The 15,580-nt window shown below is 70.7% G+C and carries 15 protein-coding genes; 8 read left to right on the plus strand and 7 right to left on the minus strand.

Annotation, left to right across the window (positions count from 1 at the left end; all coding sequences use genetic code 11):
- Nucleotides 1-34: 34 nt before the first annotated feature.
- The 4 genes from ABN611_RS35450 to ABN611_RS35465 are packed head-to-tail and all read right to left on the minus strand — an operon-like array spanning nucleotide 35 to nucleotide 3,496.
- Nucleotides 35-1,720, minus strand: coding sequence for a Mur ligase family protein (locus ABN611_RS35450; RefSeq protein ID WP_350276662.1), 1,686 nt, complete (start codon nucleotides 1,718-1,720; stop codon nucleotides 35-37).
- Nucleotides 1,720-2,496, minus strand: a complete 777-nt coding sequence (gene fabI / locus ABN611_RS35455) for an enoyl-ACP reductase FabI (protein WP_350276663.1) — start codon at nucleotides 2,494-2,496, stop codon at nucleotides 1,720-1,722. Before fabI ends, ABN611_RS35450 begins: the two co-directional genes overlap by 1 nt.
- A gap of 22 nt (nucleotides 2,497-2,518) precedes the next feature.
- Nucleotides 2,519-3,223 carry a 3-oxoacyl-[acyl-carrier-protein] reductase gene (fabG, locus tag ABN611_RS35460; protein WP_350276664.1) on the minus strand — a complete coding sequence of 235 codons (705 nt, stop codon included), beginning with the start codon at nucleotides 3,221-3,223 and terminating at the stop codon, nucleotides 2,519-2,521.
- A gap of 60 nt (nucleotides 3,224-3,283) precedes the next feature.
- Nucleotides 3,284-3,496 carry a dodecin gene (locus tag ABN611_RS35465; protein WP_350276665.1) on the minus strand — a complete coding sequence of 71 codons (213 nt, stop codon included), beginning with the start codon at nucleotides 3,494-3,496 and terminating at the stop codon, nucleotides 3,284-3,286.
- 154 nt (nucleotides 3,497-3,650) lie between these two features.
- Here ABN611_RS35465 and ABN611_RS35470 point away from each other — a divergent pair, with 154 nt between their 5' ends.
- Both ABN611_RS35470 and ABN611_RS35475 read left to right on the plus strand, forming a co-directional pair.
- Nucleotides 3,651-4,010, plus strand: coding sequence for a DUF3099 domain-containing protein (locus ABN611_RS35470; RefSeq protein ID WP_350276666.1), 360 nt, complete (start codon nucleotides 3,651-3,653; stop codon nucleotides 4,008-4,010).
- Nucleotides 4,011-4,200: 190 nt separating this feature from the next.
- On the plus strand, nucleotides 4,201-4,413 hold the full coding sequence (locus ABN611_RS35475) for a hypothetical protein (RefSeq protein ID WP_350276667.1): 213 nt from the start codon (nucleotides 4,201-4,203) through the stop codon (nucleotides 4,411-4,413).
- Nucleotides 4,414-4,481: 68 nt separating this feature from the next.
- Here the strand turns inward: ABN611_RS35475 and moaA are convergent, their stop codons facing one another.
- Nucleotides 4,482-5,516, minus strand: a complete 1,035-nt coding sequence (moaA, locus tag ABN611_RS35480) for a GTP 3',8-cyclase MoaA (protein WP_350276668.1) — start codon at nucleotides 5,514-5,516, stop codon at nucleotides 4,482-4,484.
- Nucleotides 5,517-5,573: 57 nt separating this feature from the next.
- Here moaA and ABN611_RS35485 point away from each other — a divergent pair, with 57 nt between their 5' ends.
- The 3 genes from ABN611_RS35485 (at nucleotide 5,574) to ABN611_RS35495 (ending at nucleotide 8,961) form a co-directional block, all read left to right on the plus strand.
- Entirely contained in the window at nucleotides 5,574-6,362 is a 789-nt protein-coding gene (locus ABN611_RS35485; protein ID WP_350276669.1) for an SURF1 family protein, read from the plus strand.
- Nucleotides 6,292-8,133: a glycoside hydrolase family 15 protein gene (locus ABN611_RS35490; RefSeq protein WP_350276670.1), complete on the plus strand. Its 1,842-nt coding sequence runs from the start codon at nucleotides 6,292-6,294 to the stop codon at nucleotides 8,131-8,133. The genes ABN611_RS35485 and ABN611_RS35490 overlap by 71 nt, the downstream gene beginning before the upstream one ends.
- A 72-nt stretch (nucleotides 8,134-8,205) precedes the next feature.
- A complete protein-coding gene (locus tag ABN611_RS35495) occupies nucleotides 8,206-8,961 on the plus strand; it encodes an SDR family oxidoreductase (protein ID WP_350276671.1) in 756 nt (251 codons plus the stop codon).
- 6 nt (nucleotides 8,962-8,967) lie between these two features.
- Here the strand turns inward: ABN611_RS35495 and ABN611_RS35500 are convergent, their stop codons facing one another.
- Nucleotides 8,968-9,444 (minus strand): carboxymuconolactone decarboxylase family protein, encoded by a 477-nt coding sequence (locus ABN611_RS35500; RefSeq protein ID WP_350276672.1) that lies wholly within the window; start codon nucleotides 9,442-9,444, stop codon nucleotides 8,968-8,970.
- Between the two features lie 66 nt (nucleotides 9,445-9,510).
- The gene (locus ABN611_RS35505; protein WP_350276673.1) at nucleotides 9,511-10,602 is read right to left on the minus strand and encodes a DNA primase small subunit domain-containing protein; all 1,092 of its coding nucleotides are present in this window, start codon (nucleotides 10,600-10,602) and stop codon (nucleotides 9,511-9,513) included.
- A gap of 178 nt (nucleotides 10,603-10,780) precedes the next feature.
- Between ABN611_RS35505 and ABN611_RS35510 the strand changes: the two genes are divergently transcribed.
- From ABN611_RS35510 to ABN611_RS35520, 3 genes are all read left to right on the plus strand, one after another.
- On the plus strand, nucleotides 10,781-12,376 hold the full coding sequence (locus ABN611_RS35510) for a M4 family metallopeptidase (protein WP_350276674.1): 1,596 nt from the start codon (nucleotides 10,781-10,783) through the stop codon (nucleotides 12,374-12,376).
- 105 nt (nucleotides 12,377-12,481) lie between these two features.
- On the plus strand, nucleotides 12,482-14,206 hold the full coding sequence (locus ABN611_RS35515; RefSeq protein ID WP_350276675.1) for an FAD-dependent oxidoreductase: 1,725 nt from the start codon (nucleotides 12,482-12,484) through the stop codon (nucleotides 14,204-14,206).
- Nucleotides 14,199-15,557 (plus strand): adenylate/guanylate cyclase domain-containing protein, encoded by a 1,359-nt coding sequence (locus ABN611_RS35520; RefSeq protein WP_350276676.1) that lies wholly within the window; start codon nucleotides 14,199-14,201, stop codon nucleotides 15,555-15,557. Before ABN611_RS35515 ends, ABN611_RS35520 begins: the two co-directional genes overlap by 8 nt.
- Nucleotides 15,558-15,580: the final 23 nt, after the last annotated feature.

Below are 15,580 nucleotides of genomic sequence, written 5' to 3' on the forward strand. Positions count from 1 at the left end.
CCCCGTTCCCACCCGGTCGGGCGGGCCGCCGGGATCAGTGCTGGGCTCTCTCGACCTTGCTCTTCAAGGTCTCCGGTGTGTCGACAGTAGCTCCCTCGGACCGCAACCAGCCGTCAAGACTCGCCCGATCCTGCAGAGACATCACCGCGACCACGTCGCCCGGCCGCGCCTCCGCGACCAGCGCCTGCGCCGCCGCCAGCTCGGTCGGGAACGCCGGTACGTCGTCCACGCCGACCGAGGCCGCGCCCTCGCGGAACACCGCCTCGAGCTCCGCCGGCGGCCGCCCGCGCAGGTAGTCGCTCTTGTGGCCGATCGCGATCCGGTCGGTCGCCCGCGCGCCCATCGCGCCGAGCGCCGCGACCATGTCGTCGGCCCGGTCCCCCGGCGACCCGAGCGCCAGCAGCAGGCGGCCGCCCGGCGGCCGGACGCCGTTCATGATCTCGAGCAGCGCCTCCAGCCCGGCCTCGTTGTGCGCGAGGTCGATGACGACGGTGAAGTCGCGCAGCGAGTACATGTTCATCCGGCCGGGGTTGTTCTCGTTCGGCGCGAACGTGCTCAGGCCCTCGGTCACGGCCGCCCGCGGCAGCCCGAGGCCGAGCGCCGCCGACGCTGCGGCGAGCGTGTTCTCGACGTTGTAGTGCGACAGGCCGGACAGCGTCATCGGTACGTCGACGACCTTGAGCAACGGCTCCGGGTCGCGCGCGTTGTCCAGCACGGTGACGAACCCGTCGAGCACGGTCGTCGCGCGGCCGCCCTCGTCCAGCACGGTCCGGATCGACGGCGAGTCCGGGTCCCGGGAGAACACCCAGCACTTGGCGGGCGAGCCGAGCCGCATCGCGAACGTCCGCGGGTCGTCGCCGTTCACCACGCACCAGCCCCGCGGCCGGGTGATCTGGGTGATGACCGCCTTCACCTCGGCCAACTGGTCGACGGTGTCGATCCCGCCGAGGCCCAGGTGGTCCGCGCTGACGTTGGTGACCACCGAGACGTCGTTGTACGCGATCCCGATCCCGCGGCGCAGGATCCCGCCGCGGGCGGTCTCGGTCACGGCGAGCTGGATGCCCGGCTGCGACAGCACCTGCCCGGCGCCGCTCGGTCCGGAGAAGTCGCCGTACTTCACGAGCTCGCCGTCGAAGTACACGCCGTCGGTGCTCGACCAGCCGACGTGCAGGCCGGCGGCGCGCCCGATGTGCGCGATCATCCGCGAGGTGGTGGTCTTGCCGTTCGTCCCGGTGACCGCGACCACCGGTACCTTCGGCCGCAGCGTCGGCGGCGGGTTGCCCAGCGGCTCGTCCCGCACCCGCTCCCCCACGGCGCCGATGAGCTCACCGAGATCCTCGGAGCCGAACGCGTCCAGGACCTCGACGATCGCCGCGCCGAGCGCCCGCGCCCGGCCTTCGTGCGCCCACGGGAACGCCACCACGAGCCGCCGTACGTCGGACTCCGGCCGGACCCGTACGCCGATCCGCCCGATGCCGGCCTCCCGGGCGATCCGCCGTACGACGTGACCGACGACGCGGATCGCGAACCGCTGTCGGAAACCGGACCCGATCCGCCCGGGCCGGGTGGCGCCGAGGCCGATCGCCTGGCCGTACGCCTTCGCCGCCGGCGCGGGTGCGTCCACGAGCGCCGACACGTCGAGCGTCAGCTTGACCGCGGCGCGACTGAAGTAGAGGTTGGCGCCGTCCAGGACGCGGAGCTCCACCAGAGAGGTCGCCACTACGCTCCCATCGCGTGGTAGCCGCCGTCGACGTGCACGATCTCGCCGGTGGTCGAGGGGAAGAAGTCGCTGAGCAGCGCGACGATGGTGCGCCCGGTCGGCTCCAGGTCGGACGGGTCCCAGCCCAGCGGGGCGCGGTCCAGCCACGGCTCCTCGAACTTCTCGAAGCCCGGGATCGCCTTCGCGGCCAGCGTCTTCAACGGGCCGGCCGAGACCAGGTTGCAGCGGATCCCCTGCGCGCCGAGGTCGCGCGCCAGGTACCGGTTCGTGGACTCCAGGGCCGCCTTCGCGACCCCCATCCAGTCGTACCCGGGCCAGGCCACGGTGGCGTCGAAGGTCATCCCGACCACGCTGCCGCCGCGGCTCATCAGCGGCGCGCAGGTGACCGCGAGGGCCTTCAGGCTGTACGCCGACACGTGCACGGCCTGCGCCACGTCGTCCCACGGCCCGTCGAGGAACTTGCCGCCGAGGATGGTCTCCGGGTTCCCGTACGCGATCGAGTGCACGACGCCGTCCAGGCCGTCGACGTGCTCGCGGACGGCGTCCGGCAGCGCGGCCAGGTGCTCGGCGTTCGTCACGTCGAGCTCCAGCACCGGCGGCTCGACCGGGAGCCGCTTGGCGATCCGCTTGGTGATGCTGAGCGCGCGCCCGAAGTTCGAGATCAGCACGGTGGCGCCCTGCTCCTGCGCCACCTTGGCCGTGGCGAAGCCGATCGACGAGTCGAGGGTGACTCCGGCGACCAGGATCCGCTTGCCGTCGAGGATGCCCACCGGCATGTCCCTTCTAGAAAAGAGTGTGTCAGTTGCCCATGCCGATGCCGCCGTCGACCGGGATCACCGCGCCGGTGATGTAGCCGGCCTCCTCGGACGACAGCCAGCGGACCGCGTTCGCGATCTCCTCGGTGCGGCCGAAGCGGCCGAGCGGGATCTGGCTCAGGTACTGCTTCTGGGTCTCCTCGGGCAGCACCGCGGTCATGTCGGTCTCGACGAAACCGGGCGCGACCACGTTCGCGGTGATGCCGCGGCTGCCGAGCTCCCGGGCGATCGAGCGGGCCATGCCGATCAGGCCGGACTTGCTGGCCGCGTAGTTCACCTGGCCCGGCGAGCCGAGCAGGCCGACCACCGAGGAGATGAACACGATCCGGCCCTTGCGCAGCCGCAGCATGCCCTTGGCGGCCCGGCGGGCGACCCGGAAGGACCCGGTGAGGTTGGTCTGGACGACGGCGTCCCAGTCCTCGTCGGACATCCGGAGCAGCAGCGTGTCGCGGGTGATGCCGGCGTTCGCCACCAGGACCTCGACCGGGCCGTGCTGCTCCGCGATCGTGTCGAAGGCGGCGTCGACCTGCTCCTGGTCGGTGATGTCGCACTTGACTCCGAGGAAGCCCTCCGGCGGCGGGCTGGTGTTGTAGGTGACGGCGACCTGGTCGCCGGCCTCCTTGAACGCGTTCGCGATCGCCAGCCCGATGCCCCGGCTGCCACCGGTCACCAACACAGACCTGCCCACAAGCCCTCCTCACGTCGTCGGTCGGAGGAACGCTATCCCACCAGCGCCGCGGGATCGGACTTAGGAGTCCTCGAGCCGGAAGCCGACCTTCATCGTCACCTGGTAGTGGTCGATCCGGTTGTCCGCGAGGTGGCCGCGGATGTCGGTGACCTCGAACCAGTCGAGGTGCCGCAGCGTCTCGCCGGCGCGGGTGATCCCGTTGCTGATCGCCTGGTTCAGGCCCTCCTTGGAAGTGCCCACGATCTCGGTCACGCGATAGGTGCGATTACTCATCGTCGTCCTCGCTTCGCTCCGGGCGCCGATGAGGCACGATCGGACTGCGTTGGATTGATGCCCTCGCTTCGCTCGGTCATGACGAACCTCTCTCCAGCCTGGCTGCGCCGAGGCGGCAGGCGCGGCGTACCGTTGTTGTTGTTGAGGAGGATAGATGTCGAGACGCCATGAGCGGGGCGACGCGGCCGTCATTTCGGTGACCAGCGCGCAGCCCGGGCGCTCCGAGGATCTGGACAGCCGGATCGTGCGGTACGCGTGGATGATGTCGATCCGGATCGCGTGCTTCGTGCTGGCCGTGCTGACGCCGTCGCCGTGGCGCTGGATGTTCGTGGTCGGGGCGATCGCGCTGCCGTACTTCGCGGTCGTCCTGGCGAACGCCCACCGGTCCGCGCGACAGCCCGCCGCGGACCCGTACCTGGCGCCGTCCCGGCCCGCGATCGGGGACCGCCCGACGGTCGTCGTACCGGCCGACGAAGGGCCTTCCAGGGACCGTCCGGCCGACACCGAAAAGTGATCTCGGCCGGGACTGGAAAACTTGGACTGATTCGTGTCAGAATCTCCCGCGTGCTCTGAAGGCCGGCAGTGGAATTCAGGGACTTGATGCGGCGTCGGACGGCTCCCCCCGTGGCTGTCCGACGTCGCTTCATTTTGTCCAAGCTATTGATTATTGAGGCATCAGGAATGCAGAGGAATGGCATCCGCGGATGACCGAAGAAGCCGCACCGGCGACGCCGGCCGTCTGCTCCGCCAGGGGCTGCGGCAACGCCGCCACCTGGGCGTTGCGCTGGAACAACCCGAAGATCCACACCCCGGACCGGCGTAAGACCTGGCTCGCCTGCGACGAACACAAGCAGAGCTTGTCCGACTTCCTCGGACAGCGGTCATTCCTGCGCGAGGTCGAACCTTTCACCGACTGAATGTCGAGCGCGACGCGCAGAACACTTTCCGAAAAAGTACATTTCCGGATTAGGCCGGTTGCGCGGTTTCAGCCGCCGATCGCCGACATCGGACGCGCTGGTTGCAGGAAGCTCGGGTCGTTGATGCCGTGCCCGGGCAGTTTGCCGCGCATCGCGCGCCGCCAGCGGTCGGCGAGTTCGGCGTCGTCGGCGCCGGCCCGCAGCGCCGTCCGGAGGTCCGACTCGGTGCGCGCGAACAGGCAGTCGCGGACCTGGCCGTCGGCGGTCAGCCGGACCCGGTCGCAGTCCCCGCAGAACGGCCGGGTGACGGAGGCGATGATGCCGACCTTCCGCGGCCCGCCGTCGACCAGGAACGACTCGGCCGGCGCACTCCCGCGCTTCGACGCGTCGTCCGGTGTCAGGTGGAACCGGTCGGTGAGCTGGGCGAGGATCTCGTCCGCCGTGATCATCGTGGCCCGGTCCCAGCCGTGCTGGGCGTCCAGCGGCATCTGCTCGATGAACCGCAGTTCGTAGCCGTGCTCAAGGCAGAACTCCAGCAGTTGCGGCGCTTCGGACTCGTTCACGCCGCGCATGAGGACCGCGTTCACCTTGACCGGCGTCAGGCCGGCCTCCTGCGCCGCCGCCAGCCCGGCCAGCACGTCCTTCATCCGGTCCCGCCGCGTGAGCCGCTTGAACGTCTCCGGGTCGACGGTGTCGAGGCTCACATTCACCCGGTCCAGACCGGCGTCCTTGAGCGCCTGGGCCTGCCGCGCGAGGCCGATCCCGTTGGTGGTCAGCGACACCTCGGGCCGCGGCTCGAGGGCCGTCGTACGAGCCACGATGTCCACCAGGCCGCGGCGCAGCAGCGGTTCGCCGCCGGTGAAGCGGATCTCGTGGACGCCGAGCTGGGTGACCGCGACGGTGACCAGGCGGACCACCTCGTCATCGGTGAGCAGCTCGGGCTTGGCGAGCCAGTCCAGGCCCTCCTCCGGCATGCAGTACGTACAGCGCAGGTTGCAGCGGTCGGTGAGCGAGACCCGGAGGTCGGTGGCGACCCGGCCGTAGCGGTCCGCCAGACCGCCCTGCTGCGCGGCCCGGGGCTGCGTGTCCTGGATCACCGTCATCACCCCAGCGTACGTGCCGGGCGCCGGTCGTTTCAGGGCATGGCTTAAGTTCGAGACGTGGGTCGCATCATGAACGTCCGCTGGATCGCCGCCGCGCTGGCAATCCTCGTGCTCACCGCCGTCTGCGTGCAGCTCGGCCGCTGGCAGCTGCACCGCCTCGACGAGCGCGAGGCGCGCAACACGGTGACCCGGAGCAACCTGGCCGCGCCGGCCGCGCCGATCGACCAGATCGTCGGCCCGCAGGGTGTCGTCGGCGACCAGCACGCCTGGCGGACCGCGGTCGTCACCGGCCGGTACGACGCCTCGAAACAGGTGATCCTGAAGTATCGGACAGTGCGCGACAAGCCCGGCTTCGAGGTCGTCACGCCGCTCATCCTCGCCGACGGGAAGGCGATCCTCGTCGACCGCGGCTTCCTGGCCCGGCAGGGCTCAGAGCTGATGCCGCAGCACGTCCCCGCCGTACCGGCCGGTGAGGTGACCGTCACCGGACGCCTCCAGCGCAGCGAGCGCGGCGGCCGCACGAACGGCGGTACGCCGGAGAACGGTACGGCGCGGCTCATCAACGGCCCCGACTACGCGAAGGTCCTCGGGCTCGACCTCTACGACGGTTACCTGATGACGACCGAGCAGGAACCTGCCAATGACCCGGCGCTCGGCGGGTTCCCGGGTCCGGAGATCGACGACGGTCCACACTTCTTCTACGCGCTGCAGTGGTTCTTCTTCGCCCTGCTCGCGATCGGTGGACTCGTCTACTTCTCCCGACAGGAGGCACGCGGTGGTCAATCCGCGCAGCGACAGCCGGAAGCCGTCGAACGGCCGGAGGCCCGTGCCGGAGCGCCGGATTGAGGACTACGCGCTGATCGGTGACCTGCAGACCGCCGCACTGGTGTCGAAGCAGGGATCGATCGACTGGCTGTGCTTCCCACGGTTCGACTCCCCCGCCTGCTTCGCCGCGCTGCTGGGGAGCGAGGACCACGGGCACTGGCGGATCGCCCCGCAGGACGAGGACGCGGTCAGCAGCCGGCACTACCGCGGCGACACGCTGGTGCTGGAGACCGAGTGGTCGACCTCGACCGGCTCGGTGCGGGTCATCGACTTCATGCCGCCCCGGGACACCGCGCCGGACGTGGTCCGGATCGTCGAGGGCATCAGCGGGTCCGTCGACATGCGCTCGGCCCTGCGGCTGCGGTTCGACTACGGCCATGTGGTGCCGTGGGTCCGCCGTACCGATGGCCAGATCGTCGCGATCGCGGGCCCGGACGCGGTGTCGCTGCGGTCCGACGTGCACCAGTACGGCCGCGATCTGACGACGTACGGCGACTTCCGGGTCTCGGCGGGCGACCGGGCCTGGTTCGTGCTGACCTGGCACCCGTCGCACACCCCGGTACCGCGGCCGACGAACGCGCTCGAGGCGCTGGAGCCGACCGAGACGTTCTGGACCGAGTGGATCGCGCGCAGCAAGACTGCCGCCGAGGTCAGCGACGAGGTGACCCGGTCGGTGCTGACGCTCAAGGCGCTCACGTACGCCCCGTCCGGCGGGATCGTCGCCGCGCCGACCACCTCGCTGCCCGAGGAGCTCGGCGGCGCGCGGAACTGGGACTACCGGTTCTGCTGGTTGCGCGACGCAACGATGACACTGTCGGCGTTGCTGCGGGCCGGCTACACCGACGAGGCGCACGCCTGGCGGAACTGGCTGCTGCGCGCGATCGCCGGCTCGCCGTCGGACCTGCAGATCATGTACGGCGTGACCGGTGAGCGCCGGCTGACCGAGTTCGAGGCCAGATGGCTGCCCGGTTTCGGCGGCTCGGCCCCGGTGCGGATCGGGAACGCGGCCGCCGAACAGCTGCAGATCGACGTGTTCGGCGAGGTGATGGACGTGCTCGCGCTGGCCCGGGAGACGCAGATCGGCGCCGGCGACGAGGCGTGGCAGCTGCAGCGCGGCATGATGCGGCGCCTGGAGGACGTGTGGGACGAGCCCGACGAGGGGATCTGGGAGGTCCGCGGCGAGCGGCAGCACTTCACGCACTCGAAGGTGATGGCCTGGGTCGCGTTCGACCGGGCCGCGCGGGCGGTCGAACGGTTCGGGCTGAGCGGCCCGGCCAAGGAGTGGCGGGCGAAGGCCGACGAGATCCACCGGGCCGTCTGCGAGCAGGCGTACGACGCGGAGCGGAACACGTTCACGCAGGCGTACGGGAGCAAGGCCCTCGACGCTGCCGTACTGCTGATCCCGCAGGTCGGCTTCCTGCCCGCGAACGATCCGCGCGTCGCCGGGACGGTCGAGGCGGTGCAGCGCGAACTGGCCGCGGACGGGTTCGTCCGGCGGTACCTGACGGATGAGACCGACGACGGGCTGGCCGGCAGCGAGGGGTCGTTCCTGATCTGCTCGTTCTGGCTGGCCGACGCGCTGGCGATGATCGGGCGGGTCGGCGAGGCCCGCGACCTCTACGACCGGCTCGTTGCTCTGCGCAACGACGTCGGCCTGCTCGCCGAGGAGTACGACGTGAGTTCCGGCCGGATGCTGGGGAATTTCCCGCAGGCGTTCTCGCACCTCGGCCTGGTGAACACGGCCTGGCACCTCACCACGGCCGAGACGCCGCTGCGCAAATCGGCGTACTAGCTCGACCGACTCTTGCCGTCGGCCCCGAACGCTCGAGGTGCGCGACCTGGTGCGGTGCGGCAGGATGGTGCCGTGGACCTCGGACTGCGCGATCGCACCTACATCGTCACCGGCGCCAGCGCCGGACTCGGCTTCGCCACCGCGAAGGCCCTCGCGGCCGAAGGCGCCCGGCTGGTGATCTCCAGCCGGAACGAGGAGTCGATCACCCGGGCCGCCGCCGAGCTCGGCGAGAACGTCGTCGGCATCCCGGTGGACAACGCCGAGCCGGACAGCGCCGAGCGGCTGGCCGCGACCGCGATCGCCAAGTGGGGTGCGTTGCACGGCGCCCTGATCAGCGTCGGCGGGCCGCGCGCCGGGACCGCGCTGGACACCGACGAGGACGACTGGCGGGCGGCGTTCGACAGCGTGTTCCTCGGCGGCCTGCGGATCGCCCGCGCGGTCGCCCGGGCCGGCTCGGAGGGTACGTCGATCGCGTTCGTGCTGTCGTCGTCGGTGAAGTCCCCGATCAACGGGCTGGCGATCTCGAACGGGCTGCGTCCCGGCCTGGCGATGGTCGCGAAGACGCTCGCCGACGAGCTCGGCCCGAACGGCACCCGGGTGAACGGCCTGATGCCGGGCCGGATCGCGACCGACCGGCTCCGCGAGCTGGACGGCAAGTCCGGCGATCCCGAGGCGGCCCGGCGCGCCTCCGAGAAGACGATTCCGCTGCGCCGCTACGGCGACCCGGACGAGTTCGGCCGGGTCGCCGCGTTCGTGCTGTCCCCCGCCGCGTCGTACCTGACCGGAGCCATCATCCCGGTCGACGGCGGGGCGCTGCGGACCATCTGAGCGCGGTCAGCCCCACTGCCCGGGCACGTACTCGCCCGTGGCCGGCTGCGCGGTGATGATGTTGAGGCGGTTCCAGGTGTTGATGCCGGCGATCACCGCGACCAGGGCGCCCAGCTGCTCCTCGTCGTAGTGCTTGGCGGCGTCCCGCCACACGTCCTCCGGCACGCCGCCGGCGGCGTCGGCCAGCCGCGTGCCCGCCTCGGCCAGCGCCAGCGCGGCGCGCTCCGGCTCGGTGTAGACGGTGGCCTCGCGCCACGTCGCGACCAGGTTGATCCGCACGGACGTCTCGCCGTGGTGGGCGAGTTCCTTCGCGTGCATGTCGACGCAGACCGCGCAGCCGTTGATCTGGCTGATCCGCAGCTCCATCAGCTCGAGTGTGCCGAGCGGGACGCCGGCCTTCAGCGCCACGCCGGCCGCCGCGTTCACGTGCTTGATGAACTTGCTCAGGACGGGATTGGTGAACAGGTCCAGACGAGCATCCATAACAGGTGTCTCTCCTAGCGAACGAGTAGGTTGTCACCCCGTCCGACGAGACACCCAGGCGAAGTGTCAGTCCGGCACGATCCGGTTGCCGTGCTCGTCCCAGTGCTCGGCGACCTTCTTGCTCGGCTGCACCCGCGGCGGCTCGCCCGGCATCTTCGGGTAGTCGGGCGGGAAGTTCAGCTCGCCGCCGGGCAGCTCCTCCCAGAGCCGCAGCAACGGATCCAGCGGGTACGCCGTGTCGTCCATCGCCGCCCAGGGGTCGCCGTCGGCGAGGTACTCCGGGACGGTGTGCAGGTTGAACGCGCGCGGGTCGTCGAGCTCGGCGAGCCGCTCCCAGGTCATCGGCGTACTGACCGGGGCGCCCGGCCGCGGGCGCAGCGACCAGGCACCGGCGACCGTGCGGTCGCGCAGGTTCTGGTTGAAGTCGAGGAAGATCGAGGACTCGCCGCGCTCCTCCTTCCACCAGGCCGTTGTCACGCGGTCGTCGCGGCGCTCGAGCTCACGGCCGAGGCCGATCGCGGCGTGCCGCACCTCGTCGAAACTCCACTCCGGGCGGATCCGCACGTAGATGTGGATCCCGCGGTTGCCGCTGGTCTTCGGGAAGCCGCGCAGCCCGAGCTCCTCGAGGAGTTCCCGGGCCACGCCGGCCACCTTGCGGGCGTCCGCGAACGTCGCGCCGGGCTGCGGGTCCAGGTCGATGCGCAGCTCGTCGGGATGTTCCAGGTCGCTGCGGCGGACGGCCCACGGGTGGAAGGTCAGCGTCCCCATGTGCGCCGCCCACACCGCGGCGGCGGGCTCCGTCAGGCACAGCTCGTCGATCGGGCGGCCGTTCGGCGTCAGCACGCGGCAGGTCTCGATCCACTCGGGTGCGCCCTTCGGCAGCCGCTTGGAGTAGAAGCCGTCGCCGGTCTGCCGGCCGATCGAGTCGACCGACAGGGTCATGCCCTCGCGCCACCCGCCGGGCCAGCGCTCCAGGGCGACCGGGCGGTCGCCGGAGGCCTTCATGAAAGCCTCCGCGACACCGGCGAAGTACTCGCAGACCTGCAGCTTGGTGACCTCCGGCGCCCAGTCGGTCGCCTCGTAGACCACCCGCTCCGGGCTGGAGACCCGGACCTCGCGCTCCCCCACAGTGAGCATCACCGCTGTGCTCTTCGCCATGCGGCGACCGTATCGGGTTACCCGGACAGATCAGCACACTGCGCGGGGAATTCCCGGAACCGTGCGGGAAAGGCAAGTTTTCCCGACCTCTGGCCACGGTAGGTGACCGGGCGGTAACGTTCGTGCACCTCGTTCCTGGGGCGTGAGGCCCCCGGGACACCTGACAAGGAGCGCGAGGATGAACAGATCCGCCCTGTTCGCCGCTGCCACCGCAGTGGCGACCACCACCGCCCTCGGACTGACCAGCGCCACCACCGCGACCGGTGCGCCGACGGCGCCCCCGGTCCCGACCCCCGCCGCGGCCGTGGCCAACGCCCGGGCCGCGATCACGAGCAACCTGACCGCGCTGTCGGCCACCGCGGCCGACGCGTTCGTGGTCAAGGACGTGATCGTGGACCGGGACGGCACCAGCCACGTCCGGATGGACCGCACGATCGGCGGCCTGCCGGTACTCGGCGGCGACGTCGTCGTCCACCAGACCAAGGACGGCGCCTTCAAGGGCGCCAGCCTGACGCTGACCCGAAGCGCGAACGTCGGCCGCACCCCGAAGGTCAGCGTCGCGACCGCCACCGCCAAGGCGCTCACCAAGGGCGTCCGGGCCGAAGGCAAGCCGACACTGGTGATCGACGCCCGCAAGGGTGCACCACGGCTGGCCTACCTGGTCACCACCGCCGGCACCCAGGCCGACGGTACGCCGAGCCGCATCACCACGACGGTCGACGCCCTGACCGGCGCCAAGCTGATGACCGAGCAGCACATCGAGACGGCCAACGGCGACGGCCGGAGCCTGTACTCCGGGACCGTGCCGCTGACGACCAACACCGCGACCGGCGGCTACACGCTGACCGACATCGCCCGCGGCAACGGCTACACCGCCGACGCGAACAACAAGACCGACTCGCTCTGGTGCCAGATCTTCGGCTTCGGCTGCACGGCGCCGACCCGGTTCGTCGACGCGGACAACCACTGGGGCAACGGCACGAACGCCGACCGCGCCTCGGCCGCCGTCGACGCGCACTACGGCGCCGCGACGACGTACGACTACTTCAAGAACCAGCACGGCCGGAACGGCATCTTCGGCGACGGCAAGGGCGTCCCGAGCCGCGTCCACTACGGCTCGAACTACGTGAACGCGTTCTGGGACGGCAAGCAGATGACGTACGGCGACGGCGACAACGTCGTGGCGGGTCCGCTGGTGTCGATCGACGTGGCCGGTCACGAGATGTCCCACGGCGTCACCGAGCACACCGCGAACCTCACGTACTCCGGTGAGTCCGGCGGCCTGAACGAGGCCACCAGCGACATCTTCGGCACCCTGGTGGAGTTCTACTCGAACAACACCTCGGACCCCGGTGACTACTACATCGGCGAGAAGATCATGAAGGACCGTCCGGCGCTGCGCTACATGGACAAGCCCAGCAAGGACGGCAACTCGGTCGACTGCTGGTCCTCCGGGGTCGGCAACCTCGACGTGCACTACTCCTCCGGGGTCGCGAACCACTTCGCGTACCTGCTCGCCGAGGGCACCGGCGCGAAGACGATCGGCGGCCTGGCGCACAACTCGTCGAGCTGCAACGGTACGACGCTGACCGGCATCGGCCGCGACAAGCTCGGCAAGATCTGGTTCCGCGCGCTGACGACGTACATGACGACCGGTACGACGTACGCCCAGGCCCGGACCGCGACGCTGAACGCGGCCACCGACCTGTACGGCGCGACGAGCCCGGAGCGGGCCGCCGTCGCCGCCGCCTGGTCGGCCGTGAGCGTCAACTGACAAACAGGTTTCGCCGGGGGCCTGTCCCACTGGGGCGGACAGGACCCCGGCGAACAAACGTTTTGACCATTGCGGGCCCGATGACCCGGCCCTACCGTCACAAGCATGGGTGGGGAACCCGGGGGAAGGCCGAGGCTGCGGACAGCCCGGCCGCTGTTGCTCGTCGTCGACGCTGACCCGGAGCGTCTGGAACGCTGCGAGACCGAACTCGACCGTGGCTTCGGAGCCGATTTCCGGGTCCGCGGCGAGCTGACCGCCGCCGCGGCGCTCGACTGCCTGCGCCGGGCGCACGAGTGGGAGCAGCGCGTGGCCGTCGTCCTCGTCGACCACGCGCTGCCCGACGCCGACCGGGCCGAGGTGCTGGCGGCGTCCCGGACGCTGCACCCGGACGCGCGTCGCGCGCTGCTGATCGAGTGGGGCGCGTGGGCCGACCGGACCACCGCGTCCGCGATCCTGTCGGCGATGTCGGTCGGCGACATCAACTACTACGTGCTGAAACCGTGGATCGGCCACGACGAGCTGTTCCACCGGACGGTGGCCGAGTTCGTCCAGGAGTGGTCGCGGTACGAGGTCGCGAACCTGCGCGAGGTGGTCGTGATCGCGGCCGGCAACTCGGTCCGCGGCCAGGCCGTGCGCAGCCTGCTCGCCCGCAACGGGATCCCGAGCGCGTTCCGGGAGAGCGGGTCGCCGCTCGCGAACGACGTGCTGAAGTACATCGGCGAGCCGGATCCCGGTGCCGGGGTGCTGGTCTGGATGCCGGCCGTCGGCGGCGCCGTCCTGCACGATCCGACCGACGCGGAGATCGCCGAGGCGTGGGGTGTGCCGACGACGCTGGAGTCCGAGGACCCGGAGTTCGACGTGCTGGTGATCGGGGCCGGTCCGGCCGGCCTCGCGACCGCCGTGTACGCGTCGTCGGAGGGCCTGCGCACGCTGGTCGTGGAGCAGGAGTCGATCGGCGGCCAGGCCGGGACGAGTTCGCTGATCCGGAACTACCTGGGGTTCTCGCGCGGCATCCGCGGGTCGGAGCTGGCCCAGCGCGGCTACCAGCAGGCGTGGGTTTTCGGCGCGCATTTCGTGCTGATGCGGACGGTCGTGCAGCTGGAGAAGCGCGACGGCCGGTTCCATGCGGTGATCGGTGACGTGGGTGACGTGACGGCGCGCGCGGTCGTGCTGGCGACCGGCGTCGCGTACCGGCGGCTCGACGTACCGTCGCTGGAGAAGCTGGTCGGGAACGGCGTGTACTACGGCGCGAGCGTGTCGGAGGCGCACGGGTTGAAGGATCGGTACGCCTGCGTGGTCGGCGGTGGGAACTCGGCCGGACAGGCGGTGCTGCACCTGGCCCGCTACTGCAAGCACGTGCTGCTGGTGATCCGCGGCGAGGACCTGACGGCGAGTATGTCGCAGTACCTGATCGACGCGATCGACGCGGCGGAGAACGTGTCCGTCCGGGCGTCCAGCGAGGTCGTCGGTGGTGGCGGCGACGGACGGCTGCAGCAGGTGACGTTGCGGGACCGGCGCAACGGCAACGAGGAGACGCTGCCGATCGACGGGTTGTTCGTGATGATCGGCGCGGTGCCGGGCACCAGTTGGCTGCCGGACGAGGTCGGGCGGGACCAGCGCGGCTTCGTGCTCAGCGGGTCGGACGCCGGCGTCAGCCCGCTCTGGCACGAGGGCAGGCCGCCACAACCGTACGAGTCCACGATGGCCGGGCTGTTCGCGGTCGGCGACGTGCGTTGCGGGTCGGTGAAGCGGGTGGCCTCGGCGGTCGGCGAAGGATCGGTGGTGGTCTCGCAGATCCACACGCACCTGAAGGTCTCGTCGGATGCCTGAACGGCGGTTCGTCTACACCCCGGCGATGGTCGCGCTGACCGCGCTGGTGCTGCTGGTCCCGCTCGCCGGGTTGCTGTTGTTGCTCAGGCAGCCACGGCTCGACGTGCATTGGGAGCATCATCCGGCGCACTTCTGGCTGGTGCTCCTCACTGCCGCGCTGAGCGCCGTACTGGCCTACACGACCGGCGCGGCGGCGCTGCGGCGGGGTGACGCGCGTGTGTTGTTCGTGTCGCTGGCATTCCTGTCGGCCGCCGGGTTCCTGGGTCTGCATGCACTGGCCACGCCGAAGGTCCTGCTCGACACTCCGAACGCCGGGTTCACGTTGGCGACACCGGTGGGAGTGGCGTTGGCGTCGGTATTCGCGTTCCTGTCCAGCCTGACCGTCTCGGGTGTCCGTGCCGGGCGGGTGTTGCGGACCGGTCTGCTGGTGCTGATCGGCCTGTGGGCGTTGGCCTCGGTACTGCGGCTTCCGCCGCTGCACGGCACCGCCGTACCGGAAGTTGCCGACGGCATCCTCGCCGGGCTCGCCGTACCCGCCGTTCTGTTGTACGGCGTCGCGGCGGGACGCTACCTGCGAACGTGGTGGGCGAAGCCCTCGTTGATGGTGCTGTCGATGATCGCGGCGTTCGTGCTGCTCGCCGAGGCGATGGTCGCGCTGGTGTTCGCGCGGAACTGGGCGCTGTCGTGGTGGGAATGGCACGTGCTGATGCTCGCCGCGTTCGTGCTGGTCGTGACCGGGGTCCGGATCCAGTGGTACGAGGAACGGTTCGCGGACCTGTACCTCGAGGACACGGTGGCGGGGCAGCGTGAGCTCAGCGTGCTGTTCGCCGATCTCCAGGGCTTCACGACGTTCTCCGAGAACCACGACCCGGCCGAGGTCACGGCGATGCTCAACACGTACTTCGAGGTCGTCGTACCGCCCGTCGTCCGGCGGCACGGCGGGGACGTCGACCGGATCATCGGGGACGCGCTGATGGTCACGTTCAACAAGCGCGGGGACCAGCCGGACCACGCGCGCCGGGCGGCCGCGGCGGGCCTGGCGCTGCAGGAGGCGGCGAGTCAAGTCCGGGCGGCGCATCCGAACTGGCCGCAGTTCCGGGTCGGGATCAACAGCGGGATCGCGTCGGTGAGCCTGCTCGGGACGGAGGGCGGGCGGACGCACACCGTCATCGGCGACACGGTGAACGTGGCGTCGCGGATCGAGGGCAAGGCGCCCGGCGGCGGGGTCGCGATCGGGCCGGCCACCAAGGCGCTGCTGCCGCAGGCCCGGACCGAGTCGCTCGGGATGCTGACGCTCAAAGGAAAGGCGGAGCCGGTGGAGGTCTTCCAGCTGCTGGGGTTGCGCGCATGATCACCCGTGCCTTTTCCGGCTCG

Source organism: Kribbella sp. HUAS MG21 (assembly GCF_040254265.1).
Lineage (GTDB): Bacteria > Actinomycetota > Actinomycetes > Propionibacteriales > Kribbellaceae > Kribbella.